The organism is Cupriavidus sp. 2KB_3, assembly GCF_052115685.1.
GTDB classification, from domain to species: domain Bacteria; phylum Pseudomonadota; class Gammaproteobacteria; order Burkholderiales; family Burkholderiaceae; genus Cupriavidus; species Cupriavidus campinensis.
Genome location: NZ_JBFRHD010000004.1, coordinates 1 through 16,240, shown reverse-complemented (window position 1 = coordinate 16,240; position 16,240 = coordinate 1). Strand labels below are relative to the sequence as shown.

18 protein-coding genes are annotated in these 16,240 nt (G+C 64.9%); 13 read left to right on the top strand and 5 right to left on the bottom strand.

From position 1 onward, the window contains the following. Positions 1-59: 59 nt before the first annotated feature. Positions 60-737 carry a DUF2968 domain-containing protein gene (locus AB4120_RS04785; RefSeq protein WP_149136132.1) on the bottom strand — a complete coding sequence of 226 codons (678 nt, stop codon included), beginning with the start codon at positions 735-737 and terminating at the stop codon, positions 60-62. Between the two features lie 164 nt (positions 738-901). Between AB4120_RS04785 and hisD the strand changes: the two genes are divergently transcribed. The 11 genes from hisD (at position 902) to AB4120_RS04730 (ending at position 11,734) form a co-directional block, all read left to right on the top strand. Continuing rightward, the gene (gene hisD, locus AB4120_RS04780; protein WP_149136133.1) at positions 902-2,224 is read left to right on the top strand and encodes a histidinol dehydrogenase; all 1,323 of its coding nucleotides are present in this window, start codon (positions 902-904) and stop codon (positions 2,222-2,224) included. A gap of 5 nt (positions 2,225-2,229) precedes the next feature. Continuing rightward, on the top strand, positions 2,230-2,997 hold the full coding sequence (locus AB4120_RS04775; protein ID WP_441641904.1) for an SDR family NAD(P)-dependent oxidoreductase: 768 nt from the start codon (positions 2,230-2,232) through the stop codon (positions 2,995-2,997). Then, positions 2,994-4,013, top strand: a complete 1,020-nt coding sequence (locus AB4120_RS04770; RefSeq protein WP_441641903.1) for a LacI family DNA-binding transcriptional regulator — start codon at positions 2,994-2,996, stop codon at positions 4,011-4,013. The genes AB4120_RS04775 and AB4120_RS04770 overlap by 4 nt, the downstream gene beginning before the upstream one ends. Before the next feature lie 18 nt (positions 4,014-4,031). Then, complete coding sequence (locus AB4120_RS04765) at positions 4,032-5,006, top strand: 3-hydroxyacyl-CoA dehydrogenase (RefSeq protein WP_149136135.1); 975 nt, start codon at positions 4,032-4,034, stop codon at positions 5,004-5,006. A gap of 83 nt (positions 5,007-5,089) precedes the next feature. Then, the gene (locus tag AB4120_RS04760) at positions 5,090-6,094 is read left to right on the top strand and encodes a Bug family tripartite tricarboxylate transporter substrate binding protein (protein ID WP_441642012.1); all 1,005 of its coding nucleotides are present in this window, start codon (positions 5,090-5,092) and stop codon (positions 6,092-6,094) included. A 47-nt stretch (positions 6,095-6,141) separates the two neighbouring features. Beyond that, positions 6,142-7,545, top strand: coding sequence for a 3-isopropylmalate dehydratase large subunit (gene leuC / locus AB4120_RS04755; RefSeq protein ID WP_441641902.1), 1,404 nt, complete (start codon positions 6,142-6,144; stop codon positions 7,543-7,545). Continuing rightward, on the top strand, positions 7,542-8,147 hold the full coding sequence (leuD, locus tag AB4120_RS04750; protein ID WP_441641901.1) for a 3-isopropylmalate dehydratase small subunit: 606 nt from the start codon (positions 7,542-7,544) through the stop codon (positions 8,145-8,147). Before leuC ends, leuD begins: the two co-directional genes overlap by 4 nt. Before the next feature lie 39 nt (positions 8,148-8,186). Next, on the top strand, positions 8,187-9,050 hold the full coding sequence (locus AB4120_RS04745) for an isocitrate lyase/PEP mutase family protein (RefSeq protein ID WP_149136137.1): 864 nt from the start codon (positions 8,187-8,189) through the stop codon (positions 9,048-9,050). A 41-nt stretch (positions 9,051-9,091) separates the two neighbouring features. Continuing rightward, a complete protein-coding gene (locus AB4120_RS04740) occupies positions 9,092-10,105 on the top strand; it encodes a tripartite tricarboxylate transporter substrate binding protein (RefSeq protein ID WP_441641900.1) in 1,014 nt (337 codons plus the stop codon). A 650-nt stretch (positions 10,106-10,755) separates the two neighbouring features. Then, positions 10,756-10,974: a DUF2188 domain-containing protein gene (locus tag AB4120_RS04735; RefSeq protein ID WP_441641899.1), complete on the top strand. Its 219-nt coding sequence runs from the start codon at positions 10,756-10,758 to the stop codon at positions 10,972-10,974. 313 nt (positions 10,975-11,287) lie between these two features. After that, positions 11,288-11,734 carry a hypothetical protein gene (locus AB4120_RS04730; protein ID WP_441641898.1) on the top strand — a complete coding sequence of 149 codons (447 nt, stop codon included), beginning with the start codon at positions 11,288-11,290 and terminating at the stop codon, positions 11,732-11,734. Between the two features lie 147 nt (positions 11,735-11,881). Here AB4120_RS04730 and AB4120_RS04725 read toward each other — a convergent pair whose 3' ends face one another. Next, a complete protein-coding gene (locus tag AB4120_RS04725) occupies positions 11,882-12,262 on the bottom strand; it encodes a hypothetical protein (RefSeq protein ID WP_262389613.1) in 381 nt (126 codons plus the stop codon). Then, on the bottom strand, positions 12,256-13,161 hold the full coding sequence (locus tag AB4120_RS04720; RefSeq protein ID WP_441641897.1) for a DUF6527 family protein: 906 nt from the start codon (positions 13,159-13,161) through the stop codon (positions 12,256-12,258). The genes AB4120_RS04725 and AB4120_RS04720 overlap by 7 nt, the downstream gene beginning before the upstream one ends. 321 nt (positions 13,162-13,482) lie before the next feature. Here AB4120_RS04720 and AB4120_RS04715 point away from each other — a divergent pair, with 321 nt between their 5' ends. Next, entirely contained in the window at positions 13,483-14,718 is a 1,236-nt protein-coding gene (locus AB4120_RS04715) for an acyltransferase family protein (protein WP_149136141.1), read from the top strand. 134 nt (positions 14,719-14,852) lie between these two features. On the opposite strand, the gene AB4120_RS04710 is transcribed toward AB4120_RS04715, so the two are convergent. Further along, positions 14,853-15,248 carry a tail fiber assembly protein gene (locus tag AB4120_RS04710; RefSeq protein ID WP_187645158.1) on the bottom strand — a complete coding sequence of 132 codons (396 nt, stop codon included), beginning with the start codon at positions 15,246-15,248 and terminating at the stop codon, positions 14,853-14,855. A 2-nt stretch (positions 15,249-15,250) separates the two neighbouring features. Between AB4120_RS04710 and AB4120_RS04705 the strand changes: the two genes are divergently transcribed. Beyond that, positions 15,251-15,811 carry a DNA-methyltransferase gene (locus AB4120_RS04705; protein WP_392388494.1) on the top strand — a complete coding sequence of 187 codons (561 nt, stop codon included), beginning with the start codon at positions 15,251-15,253 and terminating at the stop codon, positions 15,809-15,811. A 312-nt stretch (positions 15,812-16,123) separates the two neighbouring features. Here the strand turns inward: AB4120_RS04705 and AB4120_RS04700 are convergent. Then, positions 16,124-16,240 (bottom strand): IS3 family transposase (locus tag AB4120_RS04700; protein ID WP_441641843.1); only part of this gene is annotated, 117 nt, incomplete at its 5' end.

Sequence of the window (16,240 nt, the reverse complement as noted above, 5' to 3'; positions counted from 1 at the left end):
CCCTCCGTGGATGCATCCGGCCCGGCCTGGGAGCTGTCGTCCCGGGCCGGGCGATGACGCTAGCGCCGCGTTTTCTCGGGCACCGGCAGCTTCTGGCCGGAATCCGCCAGGGATGCCTCCAGACGGCGAATTTCCTGCCGCAGCTTCGCCAGCTGGCTGCGCGCACTGCGGTTGTCCGCCTCCCGGGATTCGTTCTCGGCGCGAACCATCTTCTGGTCTTCGTTGAACTGCTCACGCTGCGTCTGTTCGGCACGCAATTCCGTGGCCAGGGCATCGGCCTGAGCTTCCGCACTCTGGATCGCACGCTCGACCTGGCGCTGCTCCGTGGCCAAGACCTGCCGCCGGATCGCCTGATCGGCCAGGGCCGCGCTCTGCGCGGTGGCCTTGCGGTACGCCGACTCGGCGCTCGCCAGCGAGCTGAAACGCGACACGCGCCACAGCTTGTTCTGGTAGAGCAGCCCCACGTAGCACACCACTTCGTCTTCCGCCAGCATCAGGGTCGTGGCGTATTCGCCATTGGCGCTTGCCCGCAACTCACGAACGGACTTGTCCCGGATGCGCTGCTGAAGCTCCGCCACAAGACGCGCCGGCGAGGCGTCCGACAACCGGTCCGCCTCCACAGCCGGCACTTCGGCTGCCTTCGGATCGGTACTGGCCCAGGCACCGGCGCCGCACAACGCCAGGCTCGCTGCGAGGAGGCCGGCGAGCAGTCGGGGGGAATAGGATTTTTCGAGCATGTTATTAGTGTTAGGACCTCGGGCGATCTACGGCTAACGGCAGGTTCGGAGAATACTTGAGCCTTACCCGTCACGCGGACATCGCTAGGGAAAACACCGAGTTTGCATACGAATGCAAGAAAGTTAGTCTGCATACGTATGCACAACCCACCCCGGAACTCCCCATGATTCGTTACCTCAAGCGTGGACGTGACGTCCAGGCGCGTGCCCATGACGACACCGCCGTCCGCAATACCGTTGAAGGCATCATCCGCGACATCGAGGCGCGCGGCGATACGGCCGTGCGCGAGTACAGCAAGAAATTCGATAACTGGGATCCCGAGGATTTCCGTCTGCCGCAGGCCGCCATCGAGAAGGCGATGAACAGCCTGTCAGCACGCGAGTTGGAGGACATCCGGTTTGCGCAAGCTCAGGTTCGCAACTTCGCACAGATCCAGCGCGACTCCATGCTGGACGTTGAGGTGGAAACCCGCCCCGGTGTGTTCCTGGGGCACCGCCATGTGCCGGTCAATGCGGTCGGCTGCTACATCCCGGGTGGCAAGTATCCGCTGCTGGCCTCCGCCCACATGAGCGTGCTGACCGCCAAGGTCGCCGGCGTCAAGCGCGTGGTGGCGACGGCGCCCCCCTTCCACGGTGAGCCCCATCCGGCGATCGTCGCCGCCATGCACATGGCGGGCGCGGACGAGATCCTGGTGCTGGGCGGCGTGCAGGCGGTGGTAGCAATGGCCGTCGGCACCTCCAGCATCGCGCCCGTGGACATGCTGGTCGGCCCGGGCAATATGTTCGTGGCGGAAGCCAAGCGTCAACTGTTCGGCCGTGTCGGCATCGACCTGTTTGCCGGCCCCACCGAAACCCTGGTCATCGCCGACGACTCGGTAGACGGCGAAATCTGCGCGGTCGACCTGCTGGGCCAGGCCGAGCACGGTCTGACCTCCCCGGCCGTGCTGCTGACCGATAGCGAAGCGCTGGCGCACGCCACCATGGCCGAAATCGAGCGGCAGCTCAAGATCCTGCCGACGGCGGAGATCGCCGGCAAGGCCTGGGCCGACTTCGGCGAGGTGATCGTCTGCGATACGCGGGAAGAGATGCTGCAGAAGGCGGATGAGATCGCCTCCGAGCATGTGCAGGTCATGACCCGCGATCCCGACTGGTTCCTGGACCATATGTCCAACTACGGCGCGCTGTTCCTGGGGCCGCGTACCAACGTCGCCTTTGGCGACAAGGTCATCGGTACCAATCACACGCTGCCCACCAACAAGGCGGCCCGTTATACCGGTGGCCTGTGGGTCGGCAAGTTCCTGAAGACCTGCACGTTCCAGCGCGTGACGACGGACGCCGCCAGCGCCGAGATCGGCGAATACTGCTCGCGCCTGTGCCATATGGAGAACTTTGCCGGCCATGGCGAGCAGGCCAATATCCGCGTGCGCCGCTACGGCGAGCGTCCGGACGTGCCGTGGTACGCGCCGGTGCCGGCCTTGCAGGGGTGACAGCCATGACGCCACTGCCGGCATTCACCGGCTTTCGTCTCGACGGCAAGCGCGCCCTCGTCACCGGCGGAGGCCGGGGCCTGGGGCTGGCGGCGGCCGTGGCACTGGCGCAGGCCGGTGCCGAGGTCACCCTGGCGGCCCGGTCGGGTGCCGAACTGGAAGCCGCTTGCGCCGCCATTCGCGCGCAAGGGGCCCGCGCCGACTTCATGGTGCTGGACGTCACGGACCCCGCTGCGGTCAAGCGCGCGATCAGCAGCCGCCCACCCTTCCAGATCCTCGTCAACAACGCGGGCATGAACCGCCCCAAGTTGCTGACGGAGACGCCCGACGAAGATATCGACGCGGTCTTTGCGTTGAATGTGAAAGCTACCTTCTATGTCTCCCGTGAAGTGGCGCGCAGCTTGCAGGCAGCCGGCCTGCCCGGCTCCTTCATCAATGTCTCGTCGCAGATGGGGCACGTGGGCAGCCCGCGCCGCACGCTCTACTGCGCCAGCAAGCATGCGGTCGAGGGCATGAGCAAGGCCCTGGCCTGGGAGCTGGGGCCGGCGGGCATCCGCGTCAATACGCTATGCCCCACCTTTATCGAGACCACGCTCACCGCGCCGATGTTCGAGGACGCATCGTTCCGCCGCTTTGTGCTCGACAAGATCGCGCTGGGCCGGCTGGGCCGGATCGACGAGGTCATGGGCCCGGTGGTGTTCCTCGCCAGCGACGCCTCCAGCCTGATGACGGGCAGCGCGCTGATGCTGGATGGGGGATGGACCGCGGCATGAAAAAAGTCACCGCCCACGATGTGGCCCGCCTGGCGGAGGTCTCGCAGTCCGCCGTCAGTCGCACGTTCACGCCCGGCGCCAGCGTAGCGCCCGAGACCCGTGAACGGATCGAGACCGCCGCCCGCAAGCTGGGCTACCGGCCGAATGCCATCGCCCGCAGCTTGATCACCCGCCGCAGCCGGATCATCGGGCTGGTCATGAGCTACCTGGAGAACCAGTTCTACCCGGTGGTCATCGAACGCCTGTGCCAGGCGCTACAGCAGGATGGCTATCACGTACTGCTGTTTATCAGCGAGACGGAAGAAGCCGACAATGTCCTGGCGGACATCCTGCAGTACCAGGTCGATGGCATCGTGATGGCCTCTACGACGCTGTCATCGGCGCTCGCCAATGACTGTATCAACGCCGGCATTCCCGTGGTGCTGTTCAACCGGGTGGCACAGGTGGGGCCGATGGGCGGCTACTCGACCAGTTCGGTCACCTCGCAGAACCGCGCGGGCGGCCGGCTGGTCGGAGAACTGCTGGTGCGCACCGGCCACCGCCGCATTGCCTGGCTGGCCGGATCGGAGAACGCATCGACCAGCCGCGACCGCGAGGCCGGGCTGTGCGATGCCCTCGCCGCGGCCGGCCTGCCGCTGCATGCCCGCGGCGTCGGCCACTACGACTTCGGCGAGGCGCGGCGCGCGGTGCTTGCGCTGTTCCGAGACCCGGACAACCGCCCGGACGCGCTGTTCGCCGCCAATGACCACATGGCCATCGCTGCGCTGGAGACCCTGCGTGCCGAGCTAGGCATGCAAGTGCCGCGCGATGTTTCCGTGGTGGGTTTCGACAACGTGCCGCAGGCCGCGTGGCCGTCATTCGACCTGACCACCGTGCAGCAGAACGTGGAACAGATGGTGGACGCCACGCGGACCCTGCTGTTCGAGCAGATCGGCGGACAAGTCATGGCGAGCAGCGTGGATGTGCCCTGCGTGCTGGTTGAGCGCGGCACCGTACGCAGGCGCGACGCCACATAACAGGAGACGCAAGACAACATGACCGATTCCCCTGACATCCAGGCGCTATGCGCCGGCCGCCCTGTAGCAATCGTCGGTGCCGGTCTGGTAGGCGCCGGCTGGGCCATCGTCTTTGCCCGTGCCGGCCTGAACGTCAAGATGTTCGACGCCAATCCCGAGACCACGCGCAAGGCCGTGCCGCTTATCGCAGCACAACTGTCCGGTTTGCAGCGGCACGGGTTGATCGACGAGGACGCCGCCACGGTGCTGGCCCGCATCACGCCGGTTGCCACGCTGGCCGAGGCCGTGGACGGCGTGGCCTATGTGCAGGAGTCGGTGCTCGAACGGGTGGAGGTGAAACGCCAACTGATAGTGGATCTCGACGCGCTGGCCTCGCCCGATATGGTCGTCGGCAGCTCCACGTCCGGCATCCCGGGGTCGGCTTTCGCGCTGGGCCTGTCCATCTCCCCGCGCGTGCTGATCGCCCATCCGGTCAATCCGCCATACCTGGTCCCGGTGGTTGAACTGGTGCCTTCGCCGGAGACGGCGTCGGGCACGGTCAGCTTTGCCGACGCGCTGATGCGGGCCGTGGGCCAGACCGTGGTCCACGTGCGCAAGGAAGTGGAAGGCTTCGTGCTGAACCGGCTGCAGGCCGTGCTGTTGCGCGAAGCGTGGGCGCTGGCGCAGGAAGGCGTGGCCAGTTGCGAGGACATCGACAAAACCATACGCGACGGCCTGGGCTGGCGCTGGTCATTCATGGGGCCGTTCGAAACCATCGACCTGAATGCGCCGGGCGGCGTCGCCGACTATGCGGTGCGGCTGGGCCCGCTGTACCAGCGCATCGCGCAATCACGCGGCCACGAGGCACCCTGGGAGCCGGCGCTGATCCGGGACGTGGAGACACAACGCCGCGAGCACCTGTCACAGGCCGACCTGGAATCGCGACGGGCCTGGCGCGATGAACACCTGATGGCGCTTGCCGCCACCCGTCGCGCCCGCGACCCGCGAGCCTGAGCCACACCCTGTCCGAAGTTCCACTGCAATCGCCACAGCAACGGCACGTCGATGCCTTCCCCCAACAAAACCGGAGACAACCCATCGTGAAACAGCCTCTCAGCCTGTCCGCCCAAACTCGCCGCCGCTTGCTCGGCGCAACCCTCGCCTTGGCCGCTTGCGGCCTGCCTGCCGCGCACGCGCAGACCGACTACCCCACCAAGCCGATCCGCCTGATCGTGCCCTTCGCCAATGCCGGCGTGACCGACACCAGCGCCCGCATCGTGGCGGAGAAGCTCGGCCAGCAGCTTGGCCAGCAGATCGTGGTGGATAACAAGCCCGGCGCTGGCGGCAATATCGGCACGCAGATGGTGGCGAAGGCGGATCCCGATGGCTACACGCTGCTGCTCGGCTATGACGGCACGCTGGTGATCAACCCCAATGTCTATGCCAAGGTGCCCTTCGACCCGGTCAAGGACTTCACGCCCATCGGCAAGATCGGTGACGCCGTGCTGATGATCGCCGCCAACCCGAAGCTGGGCATCAAGAACATTGCGGACTTGCAGCACTACGCCAAGACGGTGGCTGGGGGCATGTCCTACGGCAGCGCGGGCAATGGCAGCACCACCCACCTGGCCGGCGAGATGTTCCACCAGCGCACCGGCATCCCGATGACTCATGTGCCGTACAAGGGTGGCGGCCAGGCCTTGCTGGATGTGGTCGGGGGCAACCTGCCCGTGACGTTCGCAGCGGTCACCGGCGCCATGCCCTTCGTCAAGAGCGGCCAGGTCGACGCGGTGGCCGTGACGTCGCGCGAACGCGCGCCCTCGTTGCCGAACGTACCGACACTGATCGAAGCCGGCATGAAGGACTTCGAGATCAGTTCCTGGGTTGGCCTGATGGCCCCCGCCCGCACGCCGAAGCCTGTGATCGACAAGCTCAGCGCTGCGCTGCAGAAGGTGTTGAACGACCCCGCCATGCGTGAGCGCCTGGCATCGCTCGGCATCGTCGCCACGCCGGGCACGCCCGATGCCTATGGCCGCGAGATCGTGCGTGACCTGGACAAGAACAAGGCGATCGTCAAGGCTGCCCACATCAAGCTCGATTGACTTTGGGCGGTGGCACCACCACCGCCCATGCAGAGTGACCCCACACCATGACAACCTTATTCGACAAGATCTGGGCGGCCCATGCGGTTGCCCGTAACGATGCCGGCGAGGACCTGATCTATATCGACCGGCACCTGGTGCAGGAGGTATCGAGCCCGCAGGCCTTCGCCAGCATGGCCGAGGCCGGTCACACGCTGCGCTCGTCGCCGCGCCACATCGCCGTACAGGATCACAACGTACCGACCACGGCAGACCGCCTGACGCACATCCCCAACGCCGAAAGCCGCGAGCAGATTGCCACCTTGCGGCGCAATGCGCAGGCCACCGGCATGCGCCTGTTCGATCTGAACCACCCGTTGCAGGGCATCGTCCATGTCATCGCGCCGGAACTTGGCTACGTGCTGCCGGGCAGCACCGTGGTCTGCGGCGACTCGCACAGTGCCACGCTGGGCGCCTTGGGCGCGCTGGCCTGGGGCATCGGGACCTCGGAAGTCGCGCATGTGATGAGCACCCAAAGCCTGTGGATGCGCAAGCCGCGTACGATGGGCATCGCCATCTCGGGGGCGCTGGCGAAGGGCGTCTACGCCAAGGACCTGGCGCTGGCCATCATCCACCACATCGGCACCAGCGGCGGCAATGGCTACGGCGTCGAGTACTCCGGCCCCCTGGTAGAAGCGCTGTCGATGGAGGCGCGGCTCACGCTTTGCAACATGACCATCGAGGCCGGCTCACGCTTTGGCCTGATCGCACCGGATGCGACCACGCTGGCCTACCTGCGCGACCGCGTGCAGGGCGCCGCGCGCGAGCATTTCGCGCAGGCCGCGCAGGCCTGGAGCGCCCTGCGCACCGATGCGGCGGGCGACTACGACCGCTGCGTCGAGTTCGACGCCGCAACCGTCGCGCCACTCGTGACCTGGGGCACCACCCCTGCCGACAGCGCTGCGTTCTCCGGCTACGTGGGCGACGGCGCCATGCTTGGCGAGGAAGCCGAGCGCAACCGCCTGGAAGAGAACCTTGCCTACATGGGGCTCAAGATCGGCCAGGCGCTGTCGTCGGTGCCGATCGATGTGGCCTTTATCGGCTCCTGCACCAATGGCCGACTGGAAGACCTGCGCGCCGCCGCCGACGTGGTGCGCGGCCGCCACGTGGCCAAGGGCGTACGCGCGCTCGTGGTCCCGGGCTCGGGCAGCGTCAAGCGCGCGGCCGAATCAGAGGGCCTGGCGAAAATCTTTGTCGATGCAGGTTTCGAGTGGCGCGAATCGGGCTGTTCCATGTGCATCGGCATGAACGGCGACAGCCTCGCGCCGGGTGAACGCTGCGCTTCCACCTCCAACCGGAACTTCGAGAACCGGCAGGGACAAGGCGGCCGTACCCACCTGATGAGCCCCGCCGCCGTCGCGGCATCCGCCCTGCAAGGACGCTTGACCGACCCCCGGGAGTACCTCGCATGAAGACCGTGATTGCAGAAGTCCAAGGCCGCGCCGCGGTCATGCAGCGCGACGACATCGACACCGATGCCATCTTCCCGGGACGCTTCCTGCGCCTGGTACAGCGCACCGGCATGGGGGCGCACCTGTTTGCCGACTGGCTGGCCGAAGGCCGCCCGGAAGTCGCTTTCATGGCCCAACCATCGCCACCGCAGGTGCTGGTCGCACTGCAGAATTTTGGTTGTGGATCGTCGCGCGAACATGCCGTCTGGGCCTTGTCCGACTACGGCGTGAAAGCGGTGGTGGCGCTGTCGTTTGGCGACATTTTCCGTAACAACTGCGTGAAGAACGGCGTGGTGGCCGCCACCGTGACGCCAGCCGACCACGCACGACTCCTGCAGGCACTCGCCCAGGCAGGAGACGCGCCGCTGCACCTGCGGGTGGCCGAACGCAGCCTGCGGCTTCCCGATGGCAGTGTCATCCCCGTCACGCTCGCCGATGGGCACGCCGAGCAACTGCTTTCCGCCGAGGACGAGGTAGACCGCACCCTGCGTCATGACGCCGCGCTGCGCGCCTACGAGACGCGTGTGCAGCGCGACCAGCCGTGGCTGGCCTCGATGGACTAAGCCGCACTTCCCTTCCATTTCTTGCCTACTGGAGCCGCCATGGCCAATCCCATTCTTCGAGAGAAACTTGCCGCCGGCGAGTTCATCGTCATTCCCGGCGTGCAGGACATGATCGCCACCGTGATGACCAACAAGGTCGGCTTCGATATCATCTACGGCTCCGGCTACTGGCTCACCGCCTCCAGCCTGGGGCTGCCCGATGCCGGCATTGCCACCTATACCCAGATGGTGGACCGCATGCGCACCATCACCCGCACCTCAAAGGCCGCCCTGATCGCCGATGCGGATACCGGCTACGGCGGCCTGCTCAACGTGCATCACACCGTGCGCGGCTATGAGGAAGCCGGGGTCACCGCCATCCAGATCGAGGATCAGGAATTTCCCAAGAAGTGCGGCCACACGCCCTACAAGCGCTGCGTGCCGATCGAGGACATGGTCGAGAAGATCAAGGTCGCGTCGGAGGCCCGCCAGGACAAGGAGAACTTCCTCATCATCGCCCGTACCGATGCCCGTGCCAGCCTGGGCGTGGACGATGCCATGCGCCGCATGGAGGCCTACGCGAAGGCCGGCGCCGACATCCTGTTCTTCGAGGCGCCCCAGTCCGAGGAAGAAATGCGCCGCGCCTGCGAAGCTTTCGACCTGCCCATGATGGCCAATATGGCTGACGGCGGGAAGACGCCCATCCTGCCGGCCCACGTGCTCAAGGAGATCGGCTACTCGCTCGCCATCTTCCCCGCCATGACCAGCCTGGTCGCCGCTGCGGCGATGGAGAAGTCCCTGCGCCACCTCAAGGATGCGGGCACCAGCCTGTCGCCCGAGATTCCCATGGCGGACTTCAACGAGTTCTGCAAGCTGATCGGCTTCGAAGAAGTCTGGGACTTCGAGAAGCGCTGGGCGCGCTGACCCGTCCATCGAGATAAAAAAATCATAGGAGGAGACCCAACATGCCGATCACCCACCCCACGCCCCACTCCACACGCCGCCGCCACGCCTGTCAGGGCCCGCTGCTCCGCGCCATTGTCCTGGCCGCCGCCACCTGGGGCGCTGTCACCCCCGCGCTGGCGCAGACGGCGTGGAAGCCCAATCGCCCCGTCACCATTGTCGTGCCCTACGTACCGGGCGGTGGCACCGACGCCTCGGCGCGCGCGACGGCCAAGCTACTCGGCGAACAATGGGGCCAGCCCGTGCTGGTGGTCAACCTGCCTGGCGCCGACGGCCTGATCGGTACGCGCAAGGTCGCCGAGGCCAAGCCCGACGGCTACACGCTGCTGCTGCAGACGCCGGCCATCGTCCTCACCAAGCACGCGCCCTCTTTCACGGGCACCGACCCGCTGGCCAGCCTGGTACCGGTAACCAACATCGCGCAATCGCCGGGCGTGATCGTCGCCAACGGCAAATTCCCCGCCACCTCCCTGCCCGAGCTGATCAAGTACTGCAAGACGGCCGTCACGCCCTGCTCAATGGGCACGGGCGAAAACGTGGCCAAGCTCTTCGGCCAGCAATTGAAGGCGGAAGCGCTGCCCAACCTGATCGTGGTCAACTACAAGGGAACCGCGGCCATCATCACCGACATGATCGCCAACAACGTGAACTTCGCCGTGACCGGCGTGGCCTCGGCGCTGCCGCACCAGAAGGCCGGCACGCTGAAGATCGTCGCCAACCAGGGCAACCACCGCTTCAACGAGGCACCGGATGTGCGCACCGTGGTGGAGACCGGTATGCCGCAGTACGAGTACACCACGTGGTTTGGCCTGTTCGCACCGAAAGGCACGCCGCCGGCCGTCACGCAGAGCATCTACGCCGCCGTGCGCGAAGCCATGCGCCATGCCGAGCTGCAAAAAGCGATCACGGCAGTCGGCGCCGAGCCGCTGGTCAATACGCCAGAGGAATTCGCGGCACAGGTGCGCAAGGAAGATGAGCGATTCACGGCATTGGCGAAGCGCTTTCCGTTGAATTGAGGGGGGGGTCGACCGGTCTCGTGAGGGAGGCCGGTTGCGCTGCCATGCGAGCGCTGGCTGCTCTCACCCGGCGTCGCCGGCATCACGTCCTCAACGGCAGGCGGTACACTGTATATTCATACAGTATTTTCACCCTCGATCATGGGCAACAGCAAGCTTGCGGCCAAGTGCCACCTGCGGTCAGCGGCATCTTCGGAGGCGCCTAACCAAGCACACGGGATTCTCGGCCGCGTCCAAGGCGACTACATCGCAGCCGGCCTGGCCACCCTTCCCCGGCTACCGCCGACGCGACAGCCCACCATGAGGTGGAGATTGACGCCGGCCCCGCCGGCAAGGTCCGACTCTTCATCGAAAAGAAGCGCGTTCGCCACCACCGGCACTCCCACTAGTTCTGGTCAGCCTATCGGGCCGAGCCGGTCAGGCCTGACGACCTGGCCTGACTCCCTCGGCGCGAAAAAGTGCGCTGTCAGAATCTGCCCCTGTTTTGCCGGCTTTTCGCTAAGGTGACTGTGCCGGCATCGGCAACCCTTTTGCATCGTTGCGCCGCGCCCTTGGATCAGGTCGCGGCGCTTTTCTTTGTAGGCGCCAGCCGGATACCGCTCTGCCCTGCGGCAGCGTGAGACTGTCGTGACCAACTTCAGGAGACAGTCATGGCAGCGAGCATCCACGTGGTGCCGGCGGGCAACGAATGGGCGGTGGAGGCAGCGGGCGGCGGCGACCGCACCATGTACTTCAGCCAGGAGGAAGCGATCAAGGCGGGCACCGAGCGCGCGAAGCGTGACAAGGTCGAGCTGCTCATCCATGGCCGCGACGGGCAGATACGGGAGAGGAACTCCTTCGGCCATGACCCGCGCAACGTTAAGGGCTAAGGCCCATGCCGCGCGCTTTGGCGGCGGATTGAACCGATACTCTGCCGGCCAGCGCCGCGCGCGTGGCGGCTCGATCCTGAGGGCTCTAGATCAGCAAGTGCGGCGTGTGGGCCCGCGCAAGGCTGGCCGGGCCACGAAGTAGCCGCGCCGGCCTCCGCCCCTCTTCCGAGGGATATTCACGCGCCCCCCCTCTTTCGTAGGCTTTCCATCCCGGCGCTACCGCGAATGCGTCGGAAATTCTGTTTCGGCTGGCCCGCCAATGAGCGGGCCTCTTTTTGATCGAAGCACCTCATCCCGCGCGGACCACTCCCAAATGACGATGGACAAGGAAAAGAAGCAGCAAAAGCTGCAAGAGGTCTTTCAGCAGCGGCTGGGAGTATTTAACAGCGCAGACCTCTGGGGACTCGAGACGCTAAAACATATAGCGATAGGTGGCAGTGCTGGCGCAGCGGCATGCTTCGCAATAAGGGCAGGGACCGATCCTGTTGCTGCTAAAGCCTCTTGGCTTCCCGCCATCCTTTTCGCGGGAGGCACGATCTCCGCTGTAGCCGCTATGGCCGCTGGATATTTTCAACGTGAAGCGGTACTCGAAATTCACCTCGAAGCCGAGGAAATCTTGAAGGATGAATCCACTGACACGTCCCGGTATCTGCGCCTGAACTGCGTTTCGAGAAACCTTGCGCCTCTTGTGACATCGCTGGCGTGGGTGGGATTGGGATTTGACGTCGCGGGCGGCTTCTATCTCTTCCGCAGCCTTTAGTCACTGCGACCACGCTTCCACGGTCTTCCTGTGCCGCGCCGCAATTCGCCAAGCGCGCCCAGCAAGTCCTTCATCACCCATTCCTGCCATGCGTCATAGTCGGCCATGGCCGGCGCGTCGGGAACTGTGCACGGCGCGGCCAGCGCGCTATCGAGCGGCGGCGGCTTGCTTGGCCGCGTCGACGGCGTCGGACATGAGGCGCACCCGGCCAGCGTCAGGGCGGCAATCAGCAGGCAGCTTCGGAGCATTCTTCAGGTGCTTCCGGATGGCGTCGAGCTTGGCGCCGAGGGTGGTCTTGATGCCGGCGAACTCGTCGGCCTTGGCGCGGATGGTCTCGCCCGCGGTGCACAGATCGCCGAGGGCCTGGTTGGCGCTGGCCAGATCCGCCTGGGAACTGGCCGTCGTCATGCGGCCGATCTCCGCGTCCTTGCGCCAGCCGTTGGCGGCCCAGCCGGCGGCGAAAATACCGGCGGCCACCAGCGCCGCGCCGATCGCGCGCCATGGCATTGCCCTGAGCATCATCAGCATCCCGAACCCTCCGGGAAGTCGACCATCGGCACCGTCTGACCCGCCAGCGCGTGGGTGCAGTCACCGAGGAACTGGATCTGTCCGTCGGTCACGAACGTATGGCAGACCTCGCAGTTGAAGCCGCTCGGCTCTTCGCCGTTGGCCTTCAATTCCGCATTGAAGTCGCACCAGCATCCGCCACCGTCATACCCTTGCACGTGGTGACCGGATCGCACCAACACAGACGGCGTGAAGGTCGGCCGCTCTGCATTGCCGTTCCAGCCCCAACGCGGCCCGGATCCCTCCCCGTGCTGGATGGTGTGGGAGGTTTTGCAACCCGGACACCAGAAGGCGAGCTGCCCTGGGGCGATCTCTCGCAGGACGTTGGATAGGTGGATCATGGTGTCGCCGCGCAGCGCGCGTAAAGGTCCGCCGTGACGCGGATGTGGTCGAGCATGTCGGCTCGGCCGGCGCCGGGCTTCAGGGTGGGCAGCGTCGGGCAGGCCGTTGGTGCCGCCGTTGATCCGGCGGGTGAGCAGCACAAACTCGCCGGCATCGGCCAGCGCGTTCAGGTTCCTCTTCTGCCAGAACCAGCCCGCCGAGCGCGCCGCCAGCGCGTCGCCCTGCAGCTGCACCGGGTTGGCTTCAAGGTCGATGCCGAGGGCGGTCCCGCACTCGCGGTAGTTGGCGCGGCCGGTGATCTGGATCAGCCCACGGCCCATGAAGCGCTTGCCGTCCCCCGGCTGGGTGTTCCCCAGATCGGCGCGACCCTCGTAGCGGACTTGCGCCGGCGTCGGGCCCCACAGCTCACGCGTGTAGATGAAGCCGCCGGACTCGTGGCCGACCTGCGCAAGCCATGCGCCTGCCGCTCCACCGTCTGAATGTCGAACTCCTGCCACGCCACGCTGACGTGTGGCCACCAGCGGTCGGCCAGCACCGGCCACAGGCCAGCAGCAGCCTGGAAGATCTGCAAGTTCATGAGTTGACTCCCCAAAAAAACCCCGCTCAAGGCGGGGAGGGTCATTTGTGTCGGATCTGACAAACACGGTTAGAATCCGCGACACATAAATAGGGCAAACGCAATGCAAATGTCTGCGGGCACAAGCCGAAACTAGTGGCTAGACCCAGCCAAGCCCAAGCCACGAACTTGGTTGCGCTCTTCGCGGCGCCTCGGCTCTGCTGCGTGACCCCTGGATAGTTTCGGTTCAGGCAAAAGTGATAAGTAAAAGATTTTCCCCACGATGAGCATTACAAAAAAAGACGGCTCCCTTGATGGACTGCGAGGGATAGCGTGCCTCGTTGTATTTTCGTCCCACTTCTTCTATCTCGCGTTTCCATACTTACAGCGAGCGCGATGGATCGATCAGTCAATATTCCAACCAGCTTGGCCTTGGGAGGTGTGGTTTGGGCGCGCCCCATTCACCTTGATCTACAACGGCGACCTCGCGGTACTTGTGTTTTTCGTCCTCAGCGGCTTTGTGCTCATGCGCAAACACTGGCAGACAGGTGATCGAATTTCCCTCCTGACGGGCGCGTTAAAGCGCTACCCACGCCTCGTCTTGCCTGTTGCGGGCAGTGTGTTGTTTGCACTGGCACTCATGAAAGCTGGCCTGATGGATGCCCGAGCCTTGCAAGACTTCCCTTCTTGGAGCCAGCAGTACGCATTACTGTCATCAAATGTCGACGTGTTCTGGCGCCAGCAGTACAGCCATGCTCCGGATGCTTTGACGGCGTTGCGAGCCACGTTCATCAGCGTTCTTTCGCTGCATGACGATGCAACCCTCTCAAGGTGGAACTCTCCTCTCTGGAGCATCAACATCGAGTTGCTCGCGTCGATCTCCTTGTTCGCGGTCTACTTCGTGTTTGGCGACCGCAAGCTGCTGGCAGGCTTGGCACTCGTCGCGCTTGGCTTCGCCGCTGGCATGCCGCTGTACTTTGCCGCCTTCGCTATTGGCGCCTCCCTCAACGGCGCCACCAAGTGGCTGAAATCTCACCAGAAAGTTTCCGCCGCACTCTTCGTGGCAGGCTTGGCCATCGGGCTATTTGACTATAGCGAGACATTTAAATTGATGGCGGCGGTTGTACCGCCCGGATACAATCGCCGCGCATTCTGGTATCTCTTCGCTGCCAGCTTTGTTCTCGCAGGCACAATCGGCTCTAGGCAACTAACACGGTTCTTTAGCCATAAAATTTGCGCGTACTTCGGCCGCATATCATTCTCGCTGTACATCCTTCATTGGCCGCTCTTGTTCTCATTCTCCATCTGGACTATCAAAAGCGCCGTGAAGATGGATGCCCCCTATTTGGTCGCATGTTTGTGCGCCTACTTGGCAACGCTGTTGCTAGTAGTCGCCTTGTCCGAGGTCTTCTACCGCAACGTTGACGCAAGAGCGGTTCGCCTTGCTGATTGGCTCGCCGATCGCCTGATCAAAAGGCGGCGAGCCAGCTCGGCGCATCCAATTGAAGTGGGAGCCTAGACCAGGCCACTGACTTCAGTCTGGACTAGGCAGCGCCGGCTGCACCGCAGGGCGGTGGACATACCGATCGTCATGGTGAACCCCTGAAAATGAAGAAGCCGCCCGAAGGCGGCCGGTACAGAACGCGGCGGGTGCTACGCCGGCTTCACCGGCCAGTTGATGGTGCGAGGGAAGCCGCCCTGACTGGTCACAGCGCGCAGCGCCTTGCGGTACTGGCTCAGGGCCTTGAGACGCAGCGAGTCCTCTTCGGTCAGCTCGTCCAGCACGAAGCCGTCCATCAGCGGCGCGATCAGCTGGTCAGCCTCGGCAAGCAGCGCGTCGCGTTGGGCGGTGGCCGCCGACGCCAGATGCTGCGTCTCGAGCGCTGCGTCCAGCGTCCATTCGTCCGCCTGCCACACATGGGCCGGCGACGGGCGCGGCTCGTCCGTAAGGAACGACGGCAGGTCCCCCAGTCCCGAATACTCGTCGCCCAGTTGGAAGCCCGATCCGTCGGCGGTGCGGAACAGCGGCACGCCGCGGTAGTCGGGCACCAGTGTCCAGCTGCCCTCGGCCCAGTTCTGAGGCGCGTGGCCGGCGGCCGTGCGGTAGACGGCTACTTGGCGCTCGCCTGCGGCTACGACAGGCAGCCAAAGCCGCGCGTTGTGCCTGCTGGCTGGGACACAAGCATCGGCAATGGCGCGCACGGCGCATTTCACCGGGACGGCGCGGCGCGCGGCAGCAAGCGAAACAGCTTTGCGCGCGAGACGAAGTACTCTTCAGCGGACCACTGTCAGAAGGCGCAGCATCGCGCCGGGCGCGAGGATGTCGATTACAGCGAGACCCGCAACAGCGCAGCGTCTGGACTATCGCGACGCAGTCGTACAGCGGTGCCCACTTCGCCACGTTCCCGGAGGCGCTGGTCGAGCCGTGCATCCTCGCCGGCAGCCGGCCCGGCGATATCGTCTTCGACCCGTTCATGGGCTCCGGGACCGTGGCCAGCGTCGCTCAGCGACTCGGCCGCCGGTGGCTCGGCGCCGAACTCAACCCGGACTACATCGCGCTCCAGGCGGAACGGACGCGGCAGCCGGGGCTGTTGCTGGAGGCTTCGACATGACCTCAGTTCTCAACCTCATGCCAACCGGCGTAGCTGTCGTTCATATTGTTCTCGTACGTCCATTTCGTCCCGCACGTCGAGCAAGTGAACGACGTCTTGATGGCGGGCGCCTTCCCGAATGGACGGATTTTCTCACTGCCGGTTTCAACAAGGGCGTCGTGACCCCGTTCGCCGCGCCTGTCCGGGACGATCGAAAAGCAAGCATCGCACTTCGCCATGGCCGTCTCCCAAGGATGGTGACGCTACGTAGCACTGAGAAAGGTGCCGGTGAAATGCTACTCTGAACTGACCCCCTAAAGTTGGACGGGTAAGTTAGGCCGCGGCCAAGGGCTGGGTCCTGTATTGCACAGGACTCAGCCCTTTTAGCTTGAGCTTGATGCGGTCGTGATTGTAGTACCGGATGTATTCGGCTATGCCACGACGCAACTG

Coding starts and splice junctions, on each gene's coding strand:
- AB4120_RS04785 (WP_149136132.1), bottom strand. CDS start 737: ATGCTCGAAAAATCCTATTCCCCCCGACTGCTCGCCGGCCTCCTCGCA.
- hisD (WP_149136133.1), top strand. CDS start 902: ATGATTCGTTACCTCAAGCGTGGACGTGACGTCCAGGCGCGTGCCCAT.
- AB4120_RS04775 (WP_441641904.1), top strand. CDS start 2,230: ATGACGCCACTGCCGGCATTCACCGGCTTTCGTCTCGACGGCAAGCGC.
- AB4120_RS04770 (WP_441641903.1), top strand. CDS start 2,994: ATGAAAAAAGTCACCGCCCACGATGTGGCCCGCCTGGCGGAGGTCTCG.
- AB4120_RS04765 (WP_149136135.1), top strand. CDS start 4,032: ATGACCGATTCCCCTGACATCCAGGCGCTATGCGCCGGCCGCCCTGTA.
- leuC (WP_441641902.1), top strand. CDS start 6,142: ATGACAACCTTATTCGACAAGATCTGGGCGGCCCATGCGGTTGCCCGT.
- leuD (WP_441641901.1), top strand. CDS start 7,542: ATGAAGACCGTGATTGCAGAAGTCCAAGGCCGCGCCGCGGTCATGCAG.
- AB4120_RS04745 (WP_149136137.1), top strand. CDS start 8,187: ATGGCCAATCCCATTCTTCGAGAGAAACTTGCCGCCGGCGAGTTCATC.
- AB4120_RS04740 (WP_441641900.1), top strand. CDS start 9,092: ATGCCGATCACCCACCCCACGCCCCACTCCACACGCCGCCGCCACGCC.
- AB4120_RS04735 (WP_441641899.1), top strand. CDS start 10,756: ATGGCAGCGAGCATCCACGTGGTGCCGGCGGGCAACGAATGGGCGGTG.
- AB4120_RS04730 (WP_441641898.1), top strand. CDS start 11,288: ATGACGATGGACAAGGAAAAGAAGCAGCAAAAGCTGCAAGAGGTCTTT.
- AB4120_RS04725 (WP_262389613.1), bottom strand. CDS start 12,262: ATGCTGATGATGCTCAGGGCAATGCCATGGCGCGCGATCGGCGCGGCG.
- AB4120_RS04715 (WP_149136141.1), top strand. CDS start 13,483: ATGAGCATTACAAAAAAAGACGGCTCCCTTGATGGACTGCGAGGGATA.